The organism is [Eubacterium] eligens ATCC 27750 (genome assembly GCF_000146185.1).
Classification (GTDB): domain Bacteria; phylum Bacillota; class Clostridia; order Lachnospirales; family Lachnospiraceae; genus Lachnospira; species Lachnospira eligens.
Genome location: NC_012778.1, coordinates 2,080,766 through 2,096,179, shown reverse-complemented (window position 1 = coordinate 2,096,179; position 15,414 = coordinate 2,080,766). Strand labels below are relative to the sequence as shown.

The following is a 15,414-nucleotide window of genomic DNA, read 5'->3' as shown; positions in this document are numbered from 1 at the left end:
ATCGAGAACATATTATCAGGAGATATCATGAGCATTAATAAAAAAGAATTTAATCTGGAGCAGGTTGTTAAACTATGCGTGGTTGTTAACATATCGTTGTTTTTATTTGTTGCATTTATGCTGACATTATTTGTATATTTTAATATAACACCAATGATTTATTACAGTGTAATAGCACTGATTGGTTATGTGTTATATTTTATGCTGTTAAAAAGGCAGAAAGTGTGTGCATATATGTGGTGTGTGTATGCAACAATTATAATTTATATGGCTATTGCAACAATATGTCTTGGGTATAAATGTGGATTTCATCTGTATAGCATGTCATTAATACCTATAATATTTTATTCACAATACATATCAACCAAGACCGATACAAAAGACCCGAATCCACTGGCTGTGTCGATAGCAATAGTTGCTGTAAGTATAATATCATCAGCAATAGCTATAATTAACGGACCATTGTATGAAATTAATAAAACAATTATATCTGTGATGCTTGCATGTAATGCAATAAGTGTATCAGCATTTTTAATATATTATACTAAGGTGATAGTCGATCTTGTTATTGAGTCTGAGAAGAAGCTTAATTCAATTGCCAACATTGATCTTCTGACAGACCTTTACAGCAGAAGATATATGATTAATTATCTTGAAGAATATGATGCGGACGATGAAGGCTGGCTTGCAATGGCAGATGTAGATGATTTCAAGAAAATAAATGATACATATGGACATAACTGTGGTGATTATGTGTTAAATTTCATTGCACAGAAGATGAAAAATATATGCAGTAACTGTGTGATTTCAAGGTGGGGCGGAGAAGAATTTCTTATACATAATGGAACACACGACAGCACACATGAAGTATTAGAAAAATTGAGGAGAGAAATAGAAAACTCTGAATGTATTTATAAACAGCAGAAGATAAATATATCACTAACAATAGGAGTGGCGCAGAGAAATGCCGATGGTGATATAGAAGAATGGATAAAGAGTGCAGATGACAGGCTTTATTACGGAAAAAATAACGGAAAGAATATGGTGGTAGATTAAGATAAAACCTCCCTGATGGAATATTTTCTTAATGCATGGCATAAGGTGCATAAGAGAATTAATTATGGCGGAGGTTTATTGTGGATTATCAGCGTCTTGTTTCATACATATATTCATATCCGGAGGGAGTAAAGGGCAGAAATGCAGGCTTTGCAAAGGCATTAGTTCATCAGGGGCAGTTCAAGTTAAGCATCAGTTTAAGAGGCGTTAAAACAGACAGTCCGGAAATGTTTGGAATATATATGATGGTTACTGACAGCGGCTACAGGCTTATAAAGTTAGGGGAATGTCTTGTAAAAATGGGACAGATGGAATACAGTGGCGTATTTAACCCTGATAATATAAATGACACAGGCTACAGCTTCAGGGATATATGCGGACTTGCGGTTGCAATGGAGGACGCAAGATATGACTGCATGCTTTCAATGTGGAAAGATGAAGATGTAACTCCTGATATGCTTGTGTTCTCAGGAATGGACGCAAAGAAGCAGGCTGAGGCCGGAATTGTTATAAAAGAGCGTATGAGACAGAGTGAGGAGAAAGAGCGGGGGCAGCAAATGTCAGAGTCTGTTCTGGCAGAATCGTTAAGGTCAGAACCGGTCAGACCAGAGTTGTCAGAATCGCAGACATTAGAATCGCAGATGGCTCAGGCAGAACCTGCTGTGTCAGCGGGCAGACCGCAGGCAGTTCAGTCAAAGCAGGCCGAAGCATACAGACCGCAGACAGGCGTGACTGCGGAAAGCGTAAGTGACACAGCCACAGAAGATATAAAGGCTGCCGGAGCAGCAGCTAAAATACCTGCGGAAACACAACATTTGCAGCAAAAAGCACACAGAGCTAATGCAACGCAGACGGATCCTTTTGAAAAGCTTTTTGTGCGGGCTGATTATATAGATGCATTTGACGATGATTACTTCTATGATTGTATAGAAGTGTCGCCAGAGAAGTTAAAGTGTCTTAACCAGAATGAAATTGATATCACGGGAAACAGCTTCCTGCTGCATGGTTATTATAATTTCAGGCACATACTTTTTGGAAGAGTGCGCGATAACCTTGATAATACTAAATATTTCGTTGGCGTTCCGGGAATGTACTGCAACCGTGAACGTTACATGGCTTCAATGTTTGGCTTTAATAATTTTAAGAAGAGTCACAGGAGTGACTATGCCAATCCATATTTTGGATACTGGTATCAGGAAATATAGACGAATCTTAAATGATCCTGCCATGAGCCGTTAAGCTTTACATAGGAGTAGGCGGTTCCTTCGGATATAAAGCCAAGAGATTTGACAAGATTAATAGAGGAGATGTTTTGAGGGTGAATGTAAGCTTCAATCCTGTGCATCTCCTTTTCGTGTGTAAGAATCTCAAGCATATGTTTAACCATAAGGCTTCCAAGTCCTAACTGGCGGTAATTCTTATCAATCTTATATCCTATGCGGCAAGAACGGTTAATGCTTGTAACACCAAAAAAAGATACAGAGCCGAGAATTTCACCTGGCATGTCGTCAGAGAAAAGAAAAAATCTGCCGAATTCACCCTTTAGCAAAGCAGCATATTCGGCTTTAAGTGTGGCTGTAATATATTCTGTTGTATAGAAATTATCGGGCTTGGCAGCTTCGTATCTGTCGAATTCTTCACGGTTACGGCTGTAGAATTCAAGTACTTTTCCTGCAAATGTTTCATCAAGTACTTTAAGCTTCATGCCTTCAAAATCGTATTCAAATTTCATAATCATTCTCCATCAGTAGTGACAGTAGTATTCTTTTTCTTGCTTTTACGCAGTTCCTTGAAAAATGTTGTGAGCATTTCTGAACATTCTTCTTCACATACACCTTTAGTAATTTCGCACTGGTGATTAAATGTCGGAATCTGCAGTATATTAAGTATAGAACCGGCACATCCTGCTTTGGGATTCATGGAACCGATAACAACTCTTGGAATTCTTGCCTGAACAATAGCACCTGCACACATCTGACAAGGTTCAAGCGTAACATATAAAGTGCAGTTCTCAAGCCGCCAGTCGTTCATGTAGCGGCTGGCTTTCTTAATTGCAGTAATCTCGGCATGGCCGAGAGAGGTTTTATCAGTGTTACGGCGGTTGTAGCCTCTTCCTATAACCTTTCCTTCATACACAATCACACAGCCGATAGGCACTTCATTGAGTTTATAAGCCTTCTTAGCCTGTGTGATTGCCTGTTTCATATATCTGTAATCATCTTTTTCAAAATCCACCTGAGTATTATCCACTAAATTATCCTCCACAAAATATTATAAAAATTTTAACTTTTTTGTGAAAATGCGTCAACTTATCTGGAACATTTTTCGTATTAATAATAAAAGGAGGGAACGTGCGCAGAATTATGATTGCACTGGCACAGATTAGTAGTATAATGATTATATCAGTAGGCAGTATCGGAGCTATCAAAAGTCTTATACTTCATGCATCGGTAGGATAATTCATGACTATGCGTTATGTGACAGAGTTAGTGGCTGAGCTTATTATTATGCTGGTTATGATGTAGTTCGGAAAATCATTAGGAAAGAGAAGGTACAGGGTATGAAATTAGAGGTAAGGAATTTAAAGAAAACTTATGGTACAGTTCAGGCACTGAAGGGGATTAATTATACATTTACACCAGGAGTATATGGTATTCTTGGTGCTAATGGAGCCGGCAAGAGTACTATGATTAATCTTATCACTGATAATGTATCGAGAGATAAGATGAATGGTGGAAGTATTCTTTTTGGCGAGGATAGTGCAGAGGAAGATATATTAAAGCTTGGCAAACAGTTCAGGGGATTGGTTGGCTACATGCCGCAGCAGCAGGGATTTTATGAGGATTTTTCGCCTAAAGCATTTCTTAAATATATGGCAGAGATTAAGGGAGTTAAGAAGATTAAGACGACTGATGACAATGGCAATGAGGTTGTTAAGACTGTCAACCAGCAGATAGACGAGCTGCTAGAGGTAGTTAATCTTACTAAGGTTGCATATAAGAAAATTGGAGGATTTTCAGGAGGAATGAAGCAGAGAGTGCTGCTTGCACAGGCACTTCTTGGTAATCCTAAGATTCTTATACTTGATGAGCCGACAGCAGGACTTGACCCTAAAGAGAGAATCTCAATAAGAAACTATATTGCAGAGCTGTCTAAGGACAAGATAATTCTTTTTGCAACTCATGTTGTAAGTGATATTGAATGTATTGCTGATAAAGTACTTCTTCTAAAGAGCGGAGAAATAATTGCGACAGGAACACCTGTTGAGCTTATTGAAAGCATGGCTGGAAAAGTTGGTGAGATAACATGTACGCTTGATGAGGTCGGCGAGCTGCAGAAGGAATACAAGATTGGCAATATCAGACAGAGAAAGAACGGTCTTGCGTTAAGAGTTGTAGGTGATGAGCTGCCAGAAGAAGCAGTAAAAGTTGGAGATAATATTGACCTTGAGGATGTATATCTGTATTATTTTGAGTAGAATATTGGAATATCAGATTGTCAGGGAGAAATATCATGGAACTTATTAAAGGAAGACCTGCCGATGAAACAGGAAGACTAGAAAAAGAAATCAGAGTATATGATTTGTTGGATAAGCTTGGAATGGAATATTACAGAACAGACCATGAGCCTGCTACAACAATGGAAGTGTGTAATGACATAGATAAGATTCTGGACACACTTATATGTAAGAATCTTTTCTTATGTAACAGACAGAAGACGAATTTTTATATGCTTATGATGCCGGGTGACAAGCCATTTAAGACAAAGGATCTGAGTAAGCAGATTAATTCAGCGAGACTTTCATTTGCAGATGAATCATATATGGAGGAATTCCTAGATATAACACCGGGTTCAGTATCCATAATGGGACTTATGAATGATACGGATAACCATGTGCAGTTACTGATGGATAAGGAAGTGCTTGAGGGTGAATCTCTCGGATGTCATCCTTGCATTAATACATCAAGTCTTAAATTAAAGACTAAGGAAGTGATGGAGAAATTCCTTCCGGCTGTTCATCATGAGGCGGTGATAGTTGAGCTGCCGAGGTATGATATATCTGAGTAAGAACCGATGGTAAGCTGTGTAGAAGTCCAATCCCGGGAAGCCGGTACGCGAAATTGGACATTAGAGCAGAGAGAGTCACAGAGGAAGTCCAAAAAGAGCGCCAAAGCATGACGGATTGGATGTTGAAGCAGTGGTAAGCCGTGTGGAAGTCCAATCCCGGGAAGTCGGCACGCGAAATTGGACGTTAAAGCAGTGTGAGTCACAGAGAAAGTCCAAAAAGAGCGCCAAAGCATGACGGATTGGACGTTGAAGCAGTGGTAAGCCGTGTGGAAGTCCAATCCCGGGAAGTCGGCACGCGAAATTGGACGTTAAAGCAGTGTGAAGGCAAGAGAAAGTCCAAAGACTCCACAAACAACAATTGGGAAGTGAAATTGGGAAGTGCTTCACACCTTGACAACAGGCATATGTAACAAGTATAATTGAAATACCGTGCAGCCGGGGTAGTAGCGGCACCTTGAACCTGCAATCCGCTATAGCAGGGGTGATGTTCGGCAGAGGGCTGATATTTATGGAGCAGCCCGGTGTAAGTGGTGTTGACATTTGGGTCTTTCACGACGGAAATCCACGAACCATGTCAGGTCAGGAATGAAGCAGCATTAAGTGGAATCTTCCGGGTGTTGAAAGGGTGCCTGGATCGAGCTAACTGCATCGGTAACGTCTGTGGATATCAGTTCGAAGCCGGACGCACGGCTTTTGTTATTAAAATGTTACTCGTCGCAGCTAATTTAGGAATGTCAGGCAGATTCGTCATGCTTGCATGTAAGAAACTGTATGATATTCCTAAATTATCCTGCGAAGCAGGAACTTAACCGACATAAGTAAAACATAAGCTGCGAAGCAGCGGCAGACGCCGGAGGCGGATGGTTTTACGCATGAGGTTAAGGGCTGCGAAAGTAAAGACAGCGCAGAGGGAGGTAACCATGTCATATCAGGCTTTATACAGAAAATGGCGTCCAGACAATTTCAATGATGTAAAAGGACAGGATACAATAGTAACAACTCTGCGAAATCAGATTAATGCAGACAGAATAGGCCATGCATATCTGTTCTGCGGAACAAGAGGAACTGGTAAGACATCAGTTGCCAAGATATTTGCGAAGGCAGTTAATTGTGAGCATCCGGTTGACGGCAACCCTTGTGGAGAGTGCCCGACATGCAAGGCGATTGCGGCTGGAACAAGCATGAATGTAATAGAGATAGATGCGGCATCTAACAATGGTGTCGATAATATAAGACAGATAAGAGAAGAAGTACAGTACTCACCGACAGAAGGAAGATTCAAAGTCTATATAATTGATGAGGTTCATATGCTTTCAATAGGAGCGTTCAATGCATTGTTAAAGACATTGGAAGAACCTCCGGCATATGTAATATTTATACTGGCTACTACAGAAGTGGCGAAGATTCCTATTACAATCCTTTCAAGATGTCAGAGATATGACTTCCACAGGATAACAATAGAGACAATTGCAGGCAGGCTGTCAGAACTTATGAAGGCGGAGGGACTGAATGTAGAGGATAAGGCAATAAAATATGTTGCCAAAGCTGCAGATGGTTCTATGCGAGATGCGTTAAGTCTGTTAGACCAGTGTCTGGCATTCTATCTGGGGAAAGACCTTAAGTATGAAAATGTATTAGATGTTCTTGGGGCAGTTGACACGGCGGTATTTAGTAAAATGCTTTCAACAATCCTGTCAGGAGATGTTGCTGTGTGCATGTCACTTATGGAAGACCTGATAATGCAGGGAAGAGACCTTTCACAATTTGTTACAGACTTTATATGGTATCTTAGAAATCTGCTTCTTATTAAGACAACCAAAGATGCAGAAAGAATTGAGGACGTAATAGAAGTATCAGCAGATAATCTTGAAGACCTGAAGAAAGATGCACAGAATGTAGATATAGATACACTTATGTATTATATAAGAGTGTTGTCAGAATTATCGAATGACCTGAAGTTTTCTACACAGAAAAGAGTTAAGACAGAGATAACATTTATAAAGCTGATGCGTCCGGCAATGGATAACAGTCAGGATATCGGCGATGTTGTAAGCCGTGTGACAATGCTTGAAGGGCAGTTACAGAAAGTACTTGATGATATTAAAAGCGGTAAACTTGTAAGCACAGCAGGTATGGCTGGTGGCGCTGCGGGCAGTCAGGCAGCAGTACAGCAGCAGACCTCAAAGAAGCCTGTAGTTAAGCGTGTATATGATGCAGTTCCAGAAGATGTTAAGGCAATAGCGGCAGGCTGGAAGGATATCATAGCAACGATAGATGACCCTGTTAATCAGACATTTTTACAGGCTGCACATGTTACATTAGCAGAAGATGGAATTAGTCTTGAAATTATGGTAGAATCACTTAGTGCCTATAATTCACTCAGCAGACAGGAAGTTATGGAAAGCATAGAGAATGTAATTGAGGAGAGAACAGGAGTAAGGGTTTCAATTAAAGTGACTAAGCTTAACGATGATGAAGATTTCCACAGCAGATTCGTGGATCTTAAGGAACTCGTAGGCATAGATATAGAAGTAGATGATAAGGAGGAACTTATATAATGGCTAAAAGAGGTGGTTTTCCAGGAGGAATGCCTGGTAATATGAATAATCTGATGAAGCAGGCACAGAGAATGCAGCGTCAGATGGAGGAGCAGCAGGCAGAGCTTGAGAATAAGGAATTCAGTGCGACAGCAGGCGGCGGAGTAGTTGAGGTAACTGTTACAGGTAAGAGAGAAGTATCTAAGGTTAAGATTGACCCTGAAGCAGTTGATCCAGATGATGTAGAGATGCTTGAGGACTTAATCGTAGCAGCTACTAATGAAGCTTTAAGAAAATGCGAAGAAGAGTCACAGGCACAGATGGCTAAGATTACTGGAGGACTTGGAGGATTAGGCGGAGGCTTATTCTAATGGACATCTACAGTGGTCATATTAACAGATTAATTGAAGAATTGTCGAGATTACCAGGGGTTGGGGCGAAGAGTGCCCAGCGCCTGGCATTTCACATTATAAACATGCCTGAGTCTGAGGTTAAGAGCCTTGCAGACACAATGATTGATGCAAAGCAGCATATTCACTACTGTAAGGAGTGTTTTACACTTACAGATGAAGAACTGTGTCCGATATGCCGCGACCAGAAAAGAGACCATAAGACAATTATGGTAGTTGAACATACAAGAGATATGGCGGCATATGAAAAGACAGGAAAGTACGAGGGCGTATATCATGTTCTTCATGGAGCAATAAGCCCGATGCTTGGAATCGGACCGGCTGATATCAGATTAAAGGAGCTTATGGTAAGGCTTCAGGGAGATGTTGACGAGGTTATTATCGCAACTAATTCCAATCTGGAGGGTGAGACAACAGCAATGTACATAAGCAAAATGATAAAGCCAACAGGAATTAAGGTGACAAGAATTGCAAGCGGAGTTCCTGTCGGCGGCGATCTTGAATATATCGATGAGGTTACACTTTTAAGAGCATTAGACGGAAGAACCGAGCTTTAAATTTGGTGAAGAACCAAGCTTTAAGCTTAATGCCCTGGCGCACCGGGCGTTAAGACAATATGTGTAAAATGCGTGCGCAGAAATGAAGAATACTATGGCAGAGAATATGACAGGTGATATCATATCGGATCACCGTGAACGAATGCTTAATCTGAAGAAATATTATCCTTTCTTCAGACTGATAGACACATCATTTTCTAATTTCAAGGATGGCAAATACGAAATCCTTGATATGGGCTATATAGTTATGGCGGTTCTCCGTTTCTTTATAGAGGAGAATAATTTTAAGGAAAAGGATGTTACATATCCCGAATATCTCGATTTCTTAAGGCTGATACTTAAGAGAGATTTCGGGCTTGATTTGAATGAACAGGACAGCAAGGAGATTGCTGATTATATATTTGACAAGATAAAGAATGATGGCAGGCCATTTGAATTCTCGTATTTTGATCCGGTGGACAGGAAAAAGAGAGTTTCAAGGATGAAGATAATCGAGAGTTCAATAAGAGACAATACCGTGTGGTATTCGATAAGCCCTGATGCTATTGAATTCTATCTTGATACCAAGGAAATCAAGGACGAGAGCAGGATAAGCGTATCCCAGCTTCTTCTTGAAAAAATGATTAATTCACAGAACTTCCGTGGCGGAGTTGAAGTGGTTGAAAGAATTAACGAAGAGGTCAACCGCCTTAAGTTAAAGAAGAATGAAGTGCTGACAATATTGTCGGGCGATGTATTTGCAGGAATAGAGGCTTATGAGGAATTCGTCAAGACAGGAATGAAATGGTTTGATGATGAAGAAAAGCTTTTTAAGAAGAACCGTGACCTTATTGCAAAATCAATCGAGAAGCTTAATGCATCGGGCAGCACAGGCGAAGGCTATTACAGGACGATGAACGAAATATACAGTCTTGAGACTCAGCTTAAGCAGGCAATGAACAGGCACAGCGAGCTGTTAAAGGATTGTACAGAAATGCAGAAGATGACCGATGACGCAGTAAGACGCGCCAAGCTTGGCAGATTAAGAAGCCATATGGATTTCACATCGGCACTTTCAGATATGATTAAGAGGGACAATGCAGATATATTAGTCACAATGTTAAGTCCGCTTCTAAAGCCGAACATAAGAAAGACATTTGACCTGATAAGCATTGATGATGCGCTTATGGTGAAGCCTCCAAGATATGAGGAGAAAGAGCTTATAAGCAATGAAAGACCGGAAGATATTGAATTCGAAGATGAGATTGAAGAAAAGAGAATTAAGGATAATTATGTATTCCTTATGAAAAATCTCATTGTGTGTTTGAAAAAATCGGACATTATAACACTCGGTCAGTTTGCAGATGCAATGAAGAGGGCGTATGGTGAGCAGATTTTAAGAAATGCAGATTTCTTCTCTTTCTTTGTTAATCTGTGCCAGAAGGATGAGTACCAGCTTGGCGGTGATGCGGGAGAAGATACATTTCTTGATGCATACTTAGGGGAAGGTTTTAAAGATACAGAAAGCTTTACATTTGCAATAAGAAAAGGGCTTGGCGGGCAGGTTATATTGTCGGATAACTGTATGATGGCAGATGTTGAATTGGTACGAAAGGAAGCACATGGAGAATAGAAATCTAGATAAGGCGCTGGACATAGTTTCCAAGCTTATCACAGGGGAAAATGTGTCTGAGAGGGGCGAGAATGCAGCTCTTTATCAGGAATACAATAATAATGCAGAAGTGTATGACATCGTTCATATGTCACTTAAGAAACTTAATCTTAACATATATGAATATAACAATGGTCTGTATGTGAGTGCAGGTGATAATAACAGGGTGTTTGGATATTCTAATGAGGAATTAAGAAATGTACTTGGATTAAGAGTTAACAAAGAATTATATCTTGCGTATTTCATAATCTACAACATAATAACAGAGTTTTATTCAGATACAATGAGTTCAACTTATGCTGAGTTCATAAGACTTGAGGACATCATTAAAAATGTTGATAAGACAACAGGTGGTATTGTCGATAAGAGCGCAGGGCTTGTGCTTGATGAGGTTGAGGAGAACAGCTTTAAGCAGATAGCACTTACATGGGACGAGCTTCCGGTGACAACAGTAGAGGATCAGACAGGAGCGAGAGCAGCAAGAAATTCCAAGTCGGGTATGGTAAAGCTTGTGCTTAATTTCTGCGTTGCGCAGGAACTTTTAGTTGAGAGTCAGGACAGATATTATCCGACAGACAGATTCAGAAGTCTTATAGAGAATTATTTTGATGATTACAGAGGACGATTTGCCGAACTTATGAATGGAGGACGCGATGCCACAGATTAACAGAATCAGAGTTAATAATGTTAAATATAATTTCGGTACACAGGTGTACGACGATTTCGTGATGCGCTTCAACTGCCAGAATACTATATATGACCTTGCCAATGGCGGTGGTAAGAGTCTGCTTATGCTGCTTCTTATGCAGAATATGCTTCCTAACTGCACACTTGATGACAAGCAGCCTATTGAGAAGCTTTTCAGACAGGGAAGCGGTAATACATGTATTCATTCTTTGGTTGAGTGGAAGTTAGATCCATGTTATCAGAAGGATGGTTTCAGGTTCATGACAACTGGTTTCTGTGCAAGAAAGGGAAGAGGCACAGACGATGAGAATCAGGATGGACAGGAACAGACAGCTGCACCGACAGCAAGTGTTGAATACTTTAATTACTGCATATTCTACAGGGAGTTTGGCGATAACGATATTAAGAATCTTCCACTTGTAAGTAATGGAGAGAGAATTACATATAACGGACTTAAGGCTTATCTTCGTGACCTTGAGAAGGGCGGGTACAAATATGTTGTTAAGATATTTGACAGAAAAGGTGATTACCAGAGCTTTATAAGTAACTACGGAATATATGAGAGTGCATGGGAAATTGTGCGTGGAATTAACAAGACAGAGGGACATGTAAGAACATATTTCGAGTCAAATTATAAGACAAGCCGTAAGGTTGTTGAGGATCTGCTTATAGAGGAGATTATCCAGAAATCCTTCAATAACAAGCTGTCAGTTGATAATGATGAGGGCATGATGGCTAAGACTCTTATGGATATTAAGGACAAGTTAGTGGAGCTTTCAAAGAAACACTCACAGCTTGGAGCATACGACAGCCAGATTGCAGCTATCGACAGTTTTAAAGAATATCTGTCGACATATGAAGCATTTTACAACAGAAAAGAAGAGATAGAGAAGCAGCTTTATGACCTGCTTCTTGTTGCTATGCGGGAAAGTGATAAGAAGGATAAGGAACTTAAGAGTCAGGACGATCTTATCACTAAGATGTATGATGAGCTTGCCCAAGAGAAGGAAGCTATAGCAGTTGCAGAGGTTATGTCTGAAAAGAATTCGATGGCAGGAGTTGAGAGCCTTGTTAATGAGACAAGAAAGGCACTTGAACTTAAGAATACTGCAATTGAAGAGGCAAGAGGAAAGCTTTCTTTGATGGAGTCTGCGGGTGATTATAAAGATTATGCAGAGTACGAGAAGTCTTATAAAGGACTTCAGATTGCGATAGATAACAGATTAAGAGAAGATACGGATATAACAGCAGAGTTAAAGATACTTGTTGCAGGTTACAGAAAATTCTATGAGACAGAGACCAAAAGACTTAAGGAAAAGCTTGATATAGCAGCTAACCGTGTTAAGGCGCTTGAAGTCAGATTATCAGAGGCTAAGGATAACCTTAGAAATGCTGACAAAGAGGCGGCAGGTCTTGGCAGTCTTTCGGATAATCTTGAGAATGAGATACAGGAATTACAGACACAGCTTGGAGCAGCTTTATCAGATGCAGGAACTGTCGTATGTGAAAATGCGTCTGAAGAATATGACAAGTCATTCAGCGATAAAGAACTGTTAAAGAATGAAGAGACAAGAATGTCCGAAAAATTCAATGATGTGCAGCAGCAGTTAATGTCACTTAATGAGACAATATCTGCCAATAAAGCACTTATTGATATATTCACAGAGCAGTCAGAAAAGCTAGAAAAGGCTGATGAGGCTGGAAATGCTGATAACGAGCGCATGGGCAAAATCCGTGAAATATATAGTGCAGATAATGACGAGGCAATGCTTTCGGTTATTCTTGAGACTTACCAGAAGATGCGCAGTGAATATACAGAAGAGTGTAAGGCAGCCCAGGAACTTGATAGCTTTATTGACAATGCAAGAAAGGGAACATATATCTGTAAGAGTCCTGAAAGAGACAGGCTTAAGGAATACCTTGAGAGCCAGTATGGTTCAGATGTTGTTGAGGGTCATGAGTGGTTCGCAGCCCTGAATGCAGGACAGAAAAGAGATGTATTAAAGAGAACGCCTTTCGTTGAGTACGCATTTATAATAAAGAACGATTTCGAGAGAATCAAAGCAGATGAGATGCTTAAGGATTTCGGCAAGGGTGCGGCTGCTTATCCTGTTATAAGCGAGCAGGTGCTTATTGATACTAAGTTAGAGATTAACAAAGACCTGATTGTATTCGCATTAAAGGATATGTCATTCCTTCGTGATGAGGCAAAGCTTGAGACACAGATTAAGCTTGCACAGGAGGAGCTTGATTCGCATAAGGCGCAGGCAGGAAAGCTGGCCGACAGAATGGGGCTTGTGTGGAATGATTATACATTTGCACTTGTATATAATGCTGCGTCTGGAAAGGTGGATGCGTCCGAGGCAGAAGCAATCAGATTAAAGATTGCTGACAGCGAGGCTGCAATTATTGAGGCTGAGAAGAAGAGAAGTGCATTAAATGTTGCAAAGGAACAGCTTGCAGGTCAGCTTTCACAGACAAGGGCTTACATTGAAGAAAAAGAAAATTCATGCAGGATTCTTTCACAGATTATTGATATGAATTCTTCTATAGACAAGAAGTATGAGAAGTTAAAGTCACTTAAGGCAGACAGTGAAGCTGCAAGAAACCGCATATATGAGTGCGAGGAGGCAGCAGCTTCTGCTAATTCTGAGTATGATACTGCAAGAGATTTTGAGGACAGTACAAGAAAGGAATATGAGGAAATCATTAAGTCATGGGAGGAGCAGTATGCACCTTATTATGATGAAAATGTTTCGATAGAAATCGATGATGATACATACCGTCTTGATAAGGATGAAATTGAGAGCAGATTCACCGGATTAAAGACAGCACTTTCACAGAAGAACAGTGACTTTGCAGATAAGCAGGCGCTGATGAACCATCTGTCTGCATCTATGAACAAATGTCGTGATGCAATAGAGTACAGAGGTTATACATTTGACGATATTAAGGCAAAGTATGAAGCCGGTGAGATTATGGCAGCAGGTTCACAGCAGTTAAGGAATGCCAAGGATGCTCTTAATAATCTTGTGAAGAGCAGTGATGCTGTAAGGGAAGAACTTGAGTCACAGGAAGCACTTCTTAACAGACTTGAGGGAAGTATCGCGCATGGTATTAACCAGATTGAGAATAATTATGGAAGCTTTAATGAATTCCCATGCGATGACCCGGATGGATTCATTACACAGCACAAGGTACTTATTAAGAAGTTAGAGGATAACACCAAGGTTCAGGAAAAGACACGCAGACAGATGTCTGATTCATTAAAAGACATACTTGTATGCAGAAAAGACCTTGAAAGAATTGTGTCAGATGCGGGCATGCATGTTCCAGAAGAATTCCGTCCGGAGGATGCACAGGGAATTACAGCTAATCTTACAGAATATGAGGCTGTTCATAAAGAATATGCTTCAATTACCAGATTAGAGTATAAGAAGGTTGATGAATTTAATAAGAATAAATCTAAACTTATTGACCTGCTTAACGGATTTAATGCAGTCGAGCTTGCAGATGAAGTAAGGATATCGCTTAATGTTCCTGAAAATGTGGTTAAGACCAGAAGTATGATTGAATCGTTAAATGAGACGAACACATTTATACAGTTAGAAAAAGACCGCATTGCCAAGGGTATAGAGGATATGCAGATGATTAAGGATAACTTCGAAAATCGTTGTATCCAGACATGCAGTAACATTAAGACTGAGCTTGACCGTCTGCCACAGTTGTCTAATATCAATCTTGACGGAGAACAGATTGCAATAATCAGTCTGCAGATTCCTTATATAAAGGAAGAATTATATAAGGAAAAGATGTCTGAATATATTGATGAAACTGTTTTTATGGCGGAAAGTTTTAAAGAGCCTGCGGAAAGACTCAAGTATATAAGAAACAGACTGTCATGGAAGAGACTTTTCTCAGTTATTGTCACAGATATGAATTCAATCAGAATTAATCTGTATAAGAGAGAGAGAATCAAGGATCAGAGCCGTTATTTAAGATATGAGGAAGCGGTTGGCTCAACAGGACAGTCACAGGGTATATATATCCAGTTCCTTATTGCGATTATCAACTACATATCTAATATGAATTCTTCAGGTAATGAAGGTGTTGAGGGTAAGACAATATTCATAGATAACCCATTCGGTGCGGCAAAGGATATATACATATGGGAGCCAATATTCAAGCTGCTTGCAACTAACCATGTCCAGCTTATTGTTCCTGCAAGAGGTGCAACTCCTGCTATTACAGGAAGATTCGATGTTAATTACATACTTGGCCAGAAGCTGGTTGATTCAAGGCAGCAGACTGTGGTTGTTGATTATTACAGCAGCACGAAGGAATCAGAATTGGAATACACGAGAATGGATTACGAACAGGCAACATTTGATTTTTTGTAACATATTTGTAACAATTCTGTGAACTCGGTTTACAACAAACTTAGGCTG

The 15,414-nt window shown here is 40.1% G+C and carries 12 protein-coding genes and 1 other RNA gene; 11 read left to right on the top strand and 2 right to left on the bottom strand.

Translation table 11 applies throughout. The features are described from left to right. Positions 1–27: 27 nt before the first annotated feature. Together EUBELI_RS09745 and EUBELI_RS09740 are read left to right on the top strand one after the other, a co-directional pair. Positions 28–1,056: a GGDEF domain-containing protein gene (locus EUBELI_RS09745; RefSeq protein ID WP_012740240.1), complete on the top strand. Its 1,029-nt coding sequence runs from the start codon at positions 28–30 to the stop codon at positions 1,054–1,056. A gap of 80 nt (positions 1,057–1,136) precedes the next feature. Further along, the gene (locus EUBELI_RS09740; RefSeq protein ID WP_012740239.1) at positions 1,137–2,261 is read left to right on the top strand and encodes a DUF6128 domain-containing protein; all 1,125 of its coding nucleotides are present in this window, start codon (positions 1,137–1,139) and stop codon (positions 2,259–2,261) included. On the opposite strand, the gene EUBELI_RS09735 is transcribed toward EUBELI_RS09740, so the two are convergent. After that, positions 2,249–2,788, bottom strand: a complete 540-nt coding sequence (locus EUBELI_RS09735) for a GNAT family N-acetyltransferase (protein WP_041688322.1) — start codon at positions 2,786–2,788, stop codon at positions 2,249–2,251. The genes EUBELI_RS09740 and EUBELI_RS09735 overlap by 13 nt on opposite strands. A gap of 2 nt (positions 2,789–2,790) precedes the next feature. Next, the gene (gene tadA / locus EUBELI_RS09730) at positions 2,791–3,306 is read right to left on the bottom strand and encodes a tRNA adenosine(34) deaminase TadA (protein WP_278245934.1); all 516 of its coding nucleotides are present in this window, start codon (positions 3,304–3,306) and stop codon (positions 2,791–2,793) included. Between the two features lie 310 nt (positions 3,307–3,616). Between tadA and EUBELI_RS09725 the strand changes: the two genes are divergently transcribed. From EUBELI_RS09725 to EUBELI_RS09690, 9 genes are all read left to right on the top strand, one after another. After that, positions 3,617–4,534 carry an ABC transporter ATP-binding protein gene (locus tag EUBELI_RS09725; protein WP_012740236.1) on the top strand — a complete coding sequence of 306 codons (918 nt, stop codon included), beginning with the start codon at positions 3,617–3,619 and terminating at the stop codon, positions 4,532–4,534. A 35-nt stretch (positions 4,535–4,569) separates the two neighbouring features. After that, the gene (locus EUBELI_RS09720; RefSeq protein WP_012740235.1) at positions 4,570–5,124 is read left to right on the top strand and encodes a prolyl-tRNA synthetase associated domain-containing protein; all 555 of its coding nucleotides are present in this window, start codon (positions 4,570–4,572) and stop codon (positions 5,122–5,124) included. A gap of 427 nt (positions 5,125–5,551) precedes the next feature. Next, an RNA gene (gene ffs / locus EUBELI_RS13975) (signal recognition particle sRNA large type) lies at positions 5,552–5,814 on the top strand. Positions 5,815–6,044: 230 nt separating this feature from the next. After that, positions 6,045–7,682, top strand: coding sequence for a DNA polymerase III subunit gamma/tau (gene dnaX / locus EUBELI_RS09715; protein ID WP_041688320.1), 1,638 nt, complete (start codon positions 6,045–6,047; stop codon positions 7,680–7,682). Next, entirely contained in the window at positions 7,682–8,032 is a 351-nt protein-coding gene (locus EUBELI_RS09710) for a YbaB/EbfC family nucleoid-associated protein (protein ID WP_012740232.1), read from the top strand. The genes dnaX and EUBELI_RS09710 overlap by 1 nt, the downstream gene beginning before the upstream one ends. Continuing rightward, positions 8,032–8,628, top strand: a complete 597-nt coding sequence (gene recR, locus EUBELI_RS09705) for a recombination mediator RecR (protein WP_012740231.1) — start codon at positions 8,032–8,034, stop codon at positions 8,626–8,628. The genes EUBELI_RS09710 and recR overlap by 1 nt, the downstream gene beginning before the upstream one ends. A 94-nt stretch (positions 8,629–8,722) precedes the next feature. Continuing rightward, positions 8,723–10,240 (top strand): hypothetical protein, encoded by a 1,518-nt coding sequence (locus EUBELI_RS09700; RefSeq protein ID WP_148231352.1) that lies wholly within the window; start codon positions 8,723–8,725, stop codon positions 10,238–10,240. After that, positions 10,230–10,946 (top strand): DUF6063 family protein, encoded by a 717-nt coding sequence (locus tag EUBELI_RS09695; RefSeq protein ID WP_012740229.1) that lies wholly within the window; start codon positions 10,230–10,232, stop codon positions 10,944–10,946. Before EUBELI_RS09700 ends, EUBELI_RS09695 begins: the two co-directional genes overlap by 11 nt. After that, positions 10,933–15,366 (top strand): coiled-coil domain-containing protein, encoded by a 4,434-nt coding sequence (locus EUBELI_RS09690; RefSeq protein ID WP_012740228.1) that lies wholly within the window; start codon positions 10,933–10,935, stop codon positions 15,364–15,366. Before EUBELI_RS09695 ends, EUBELI_RS09690 begins: the two co-directional genes overlap by 14 nt. The last annotated feature ends 48 nt before the right edge of the window (positions 15,367–15,414 follow it).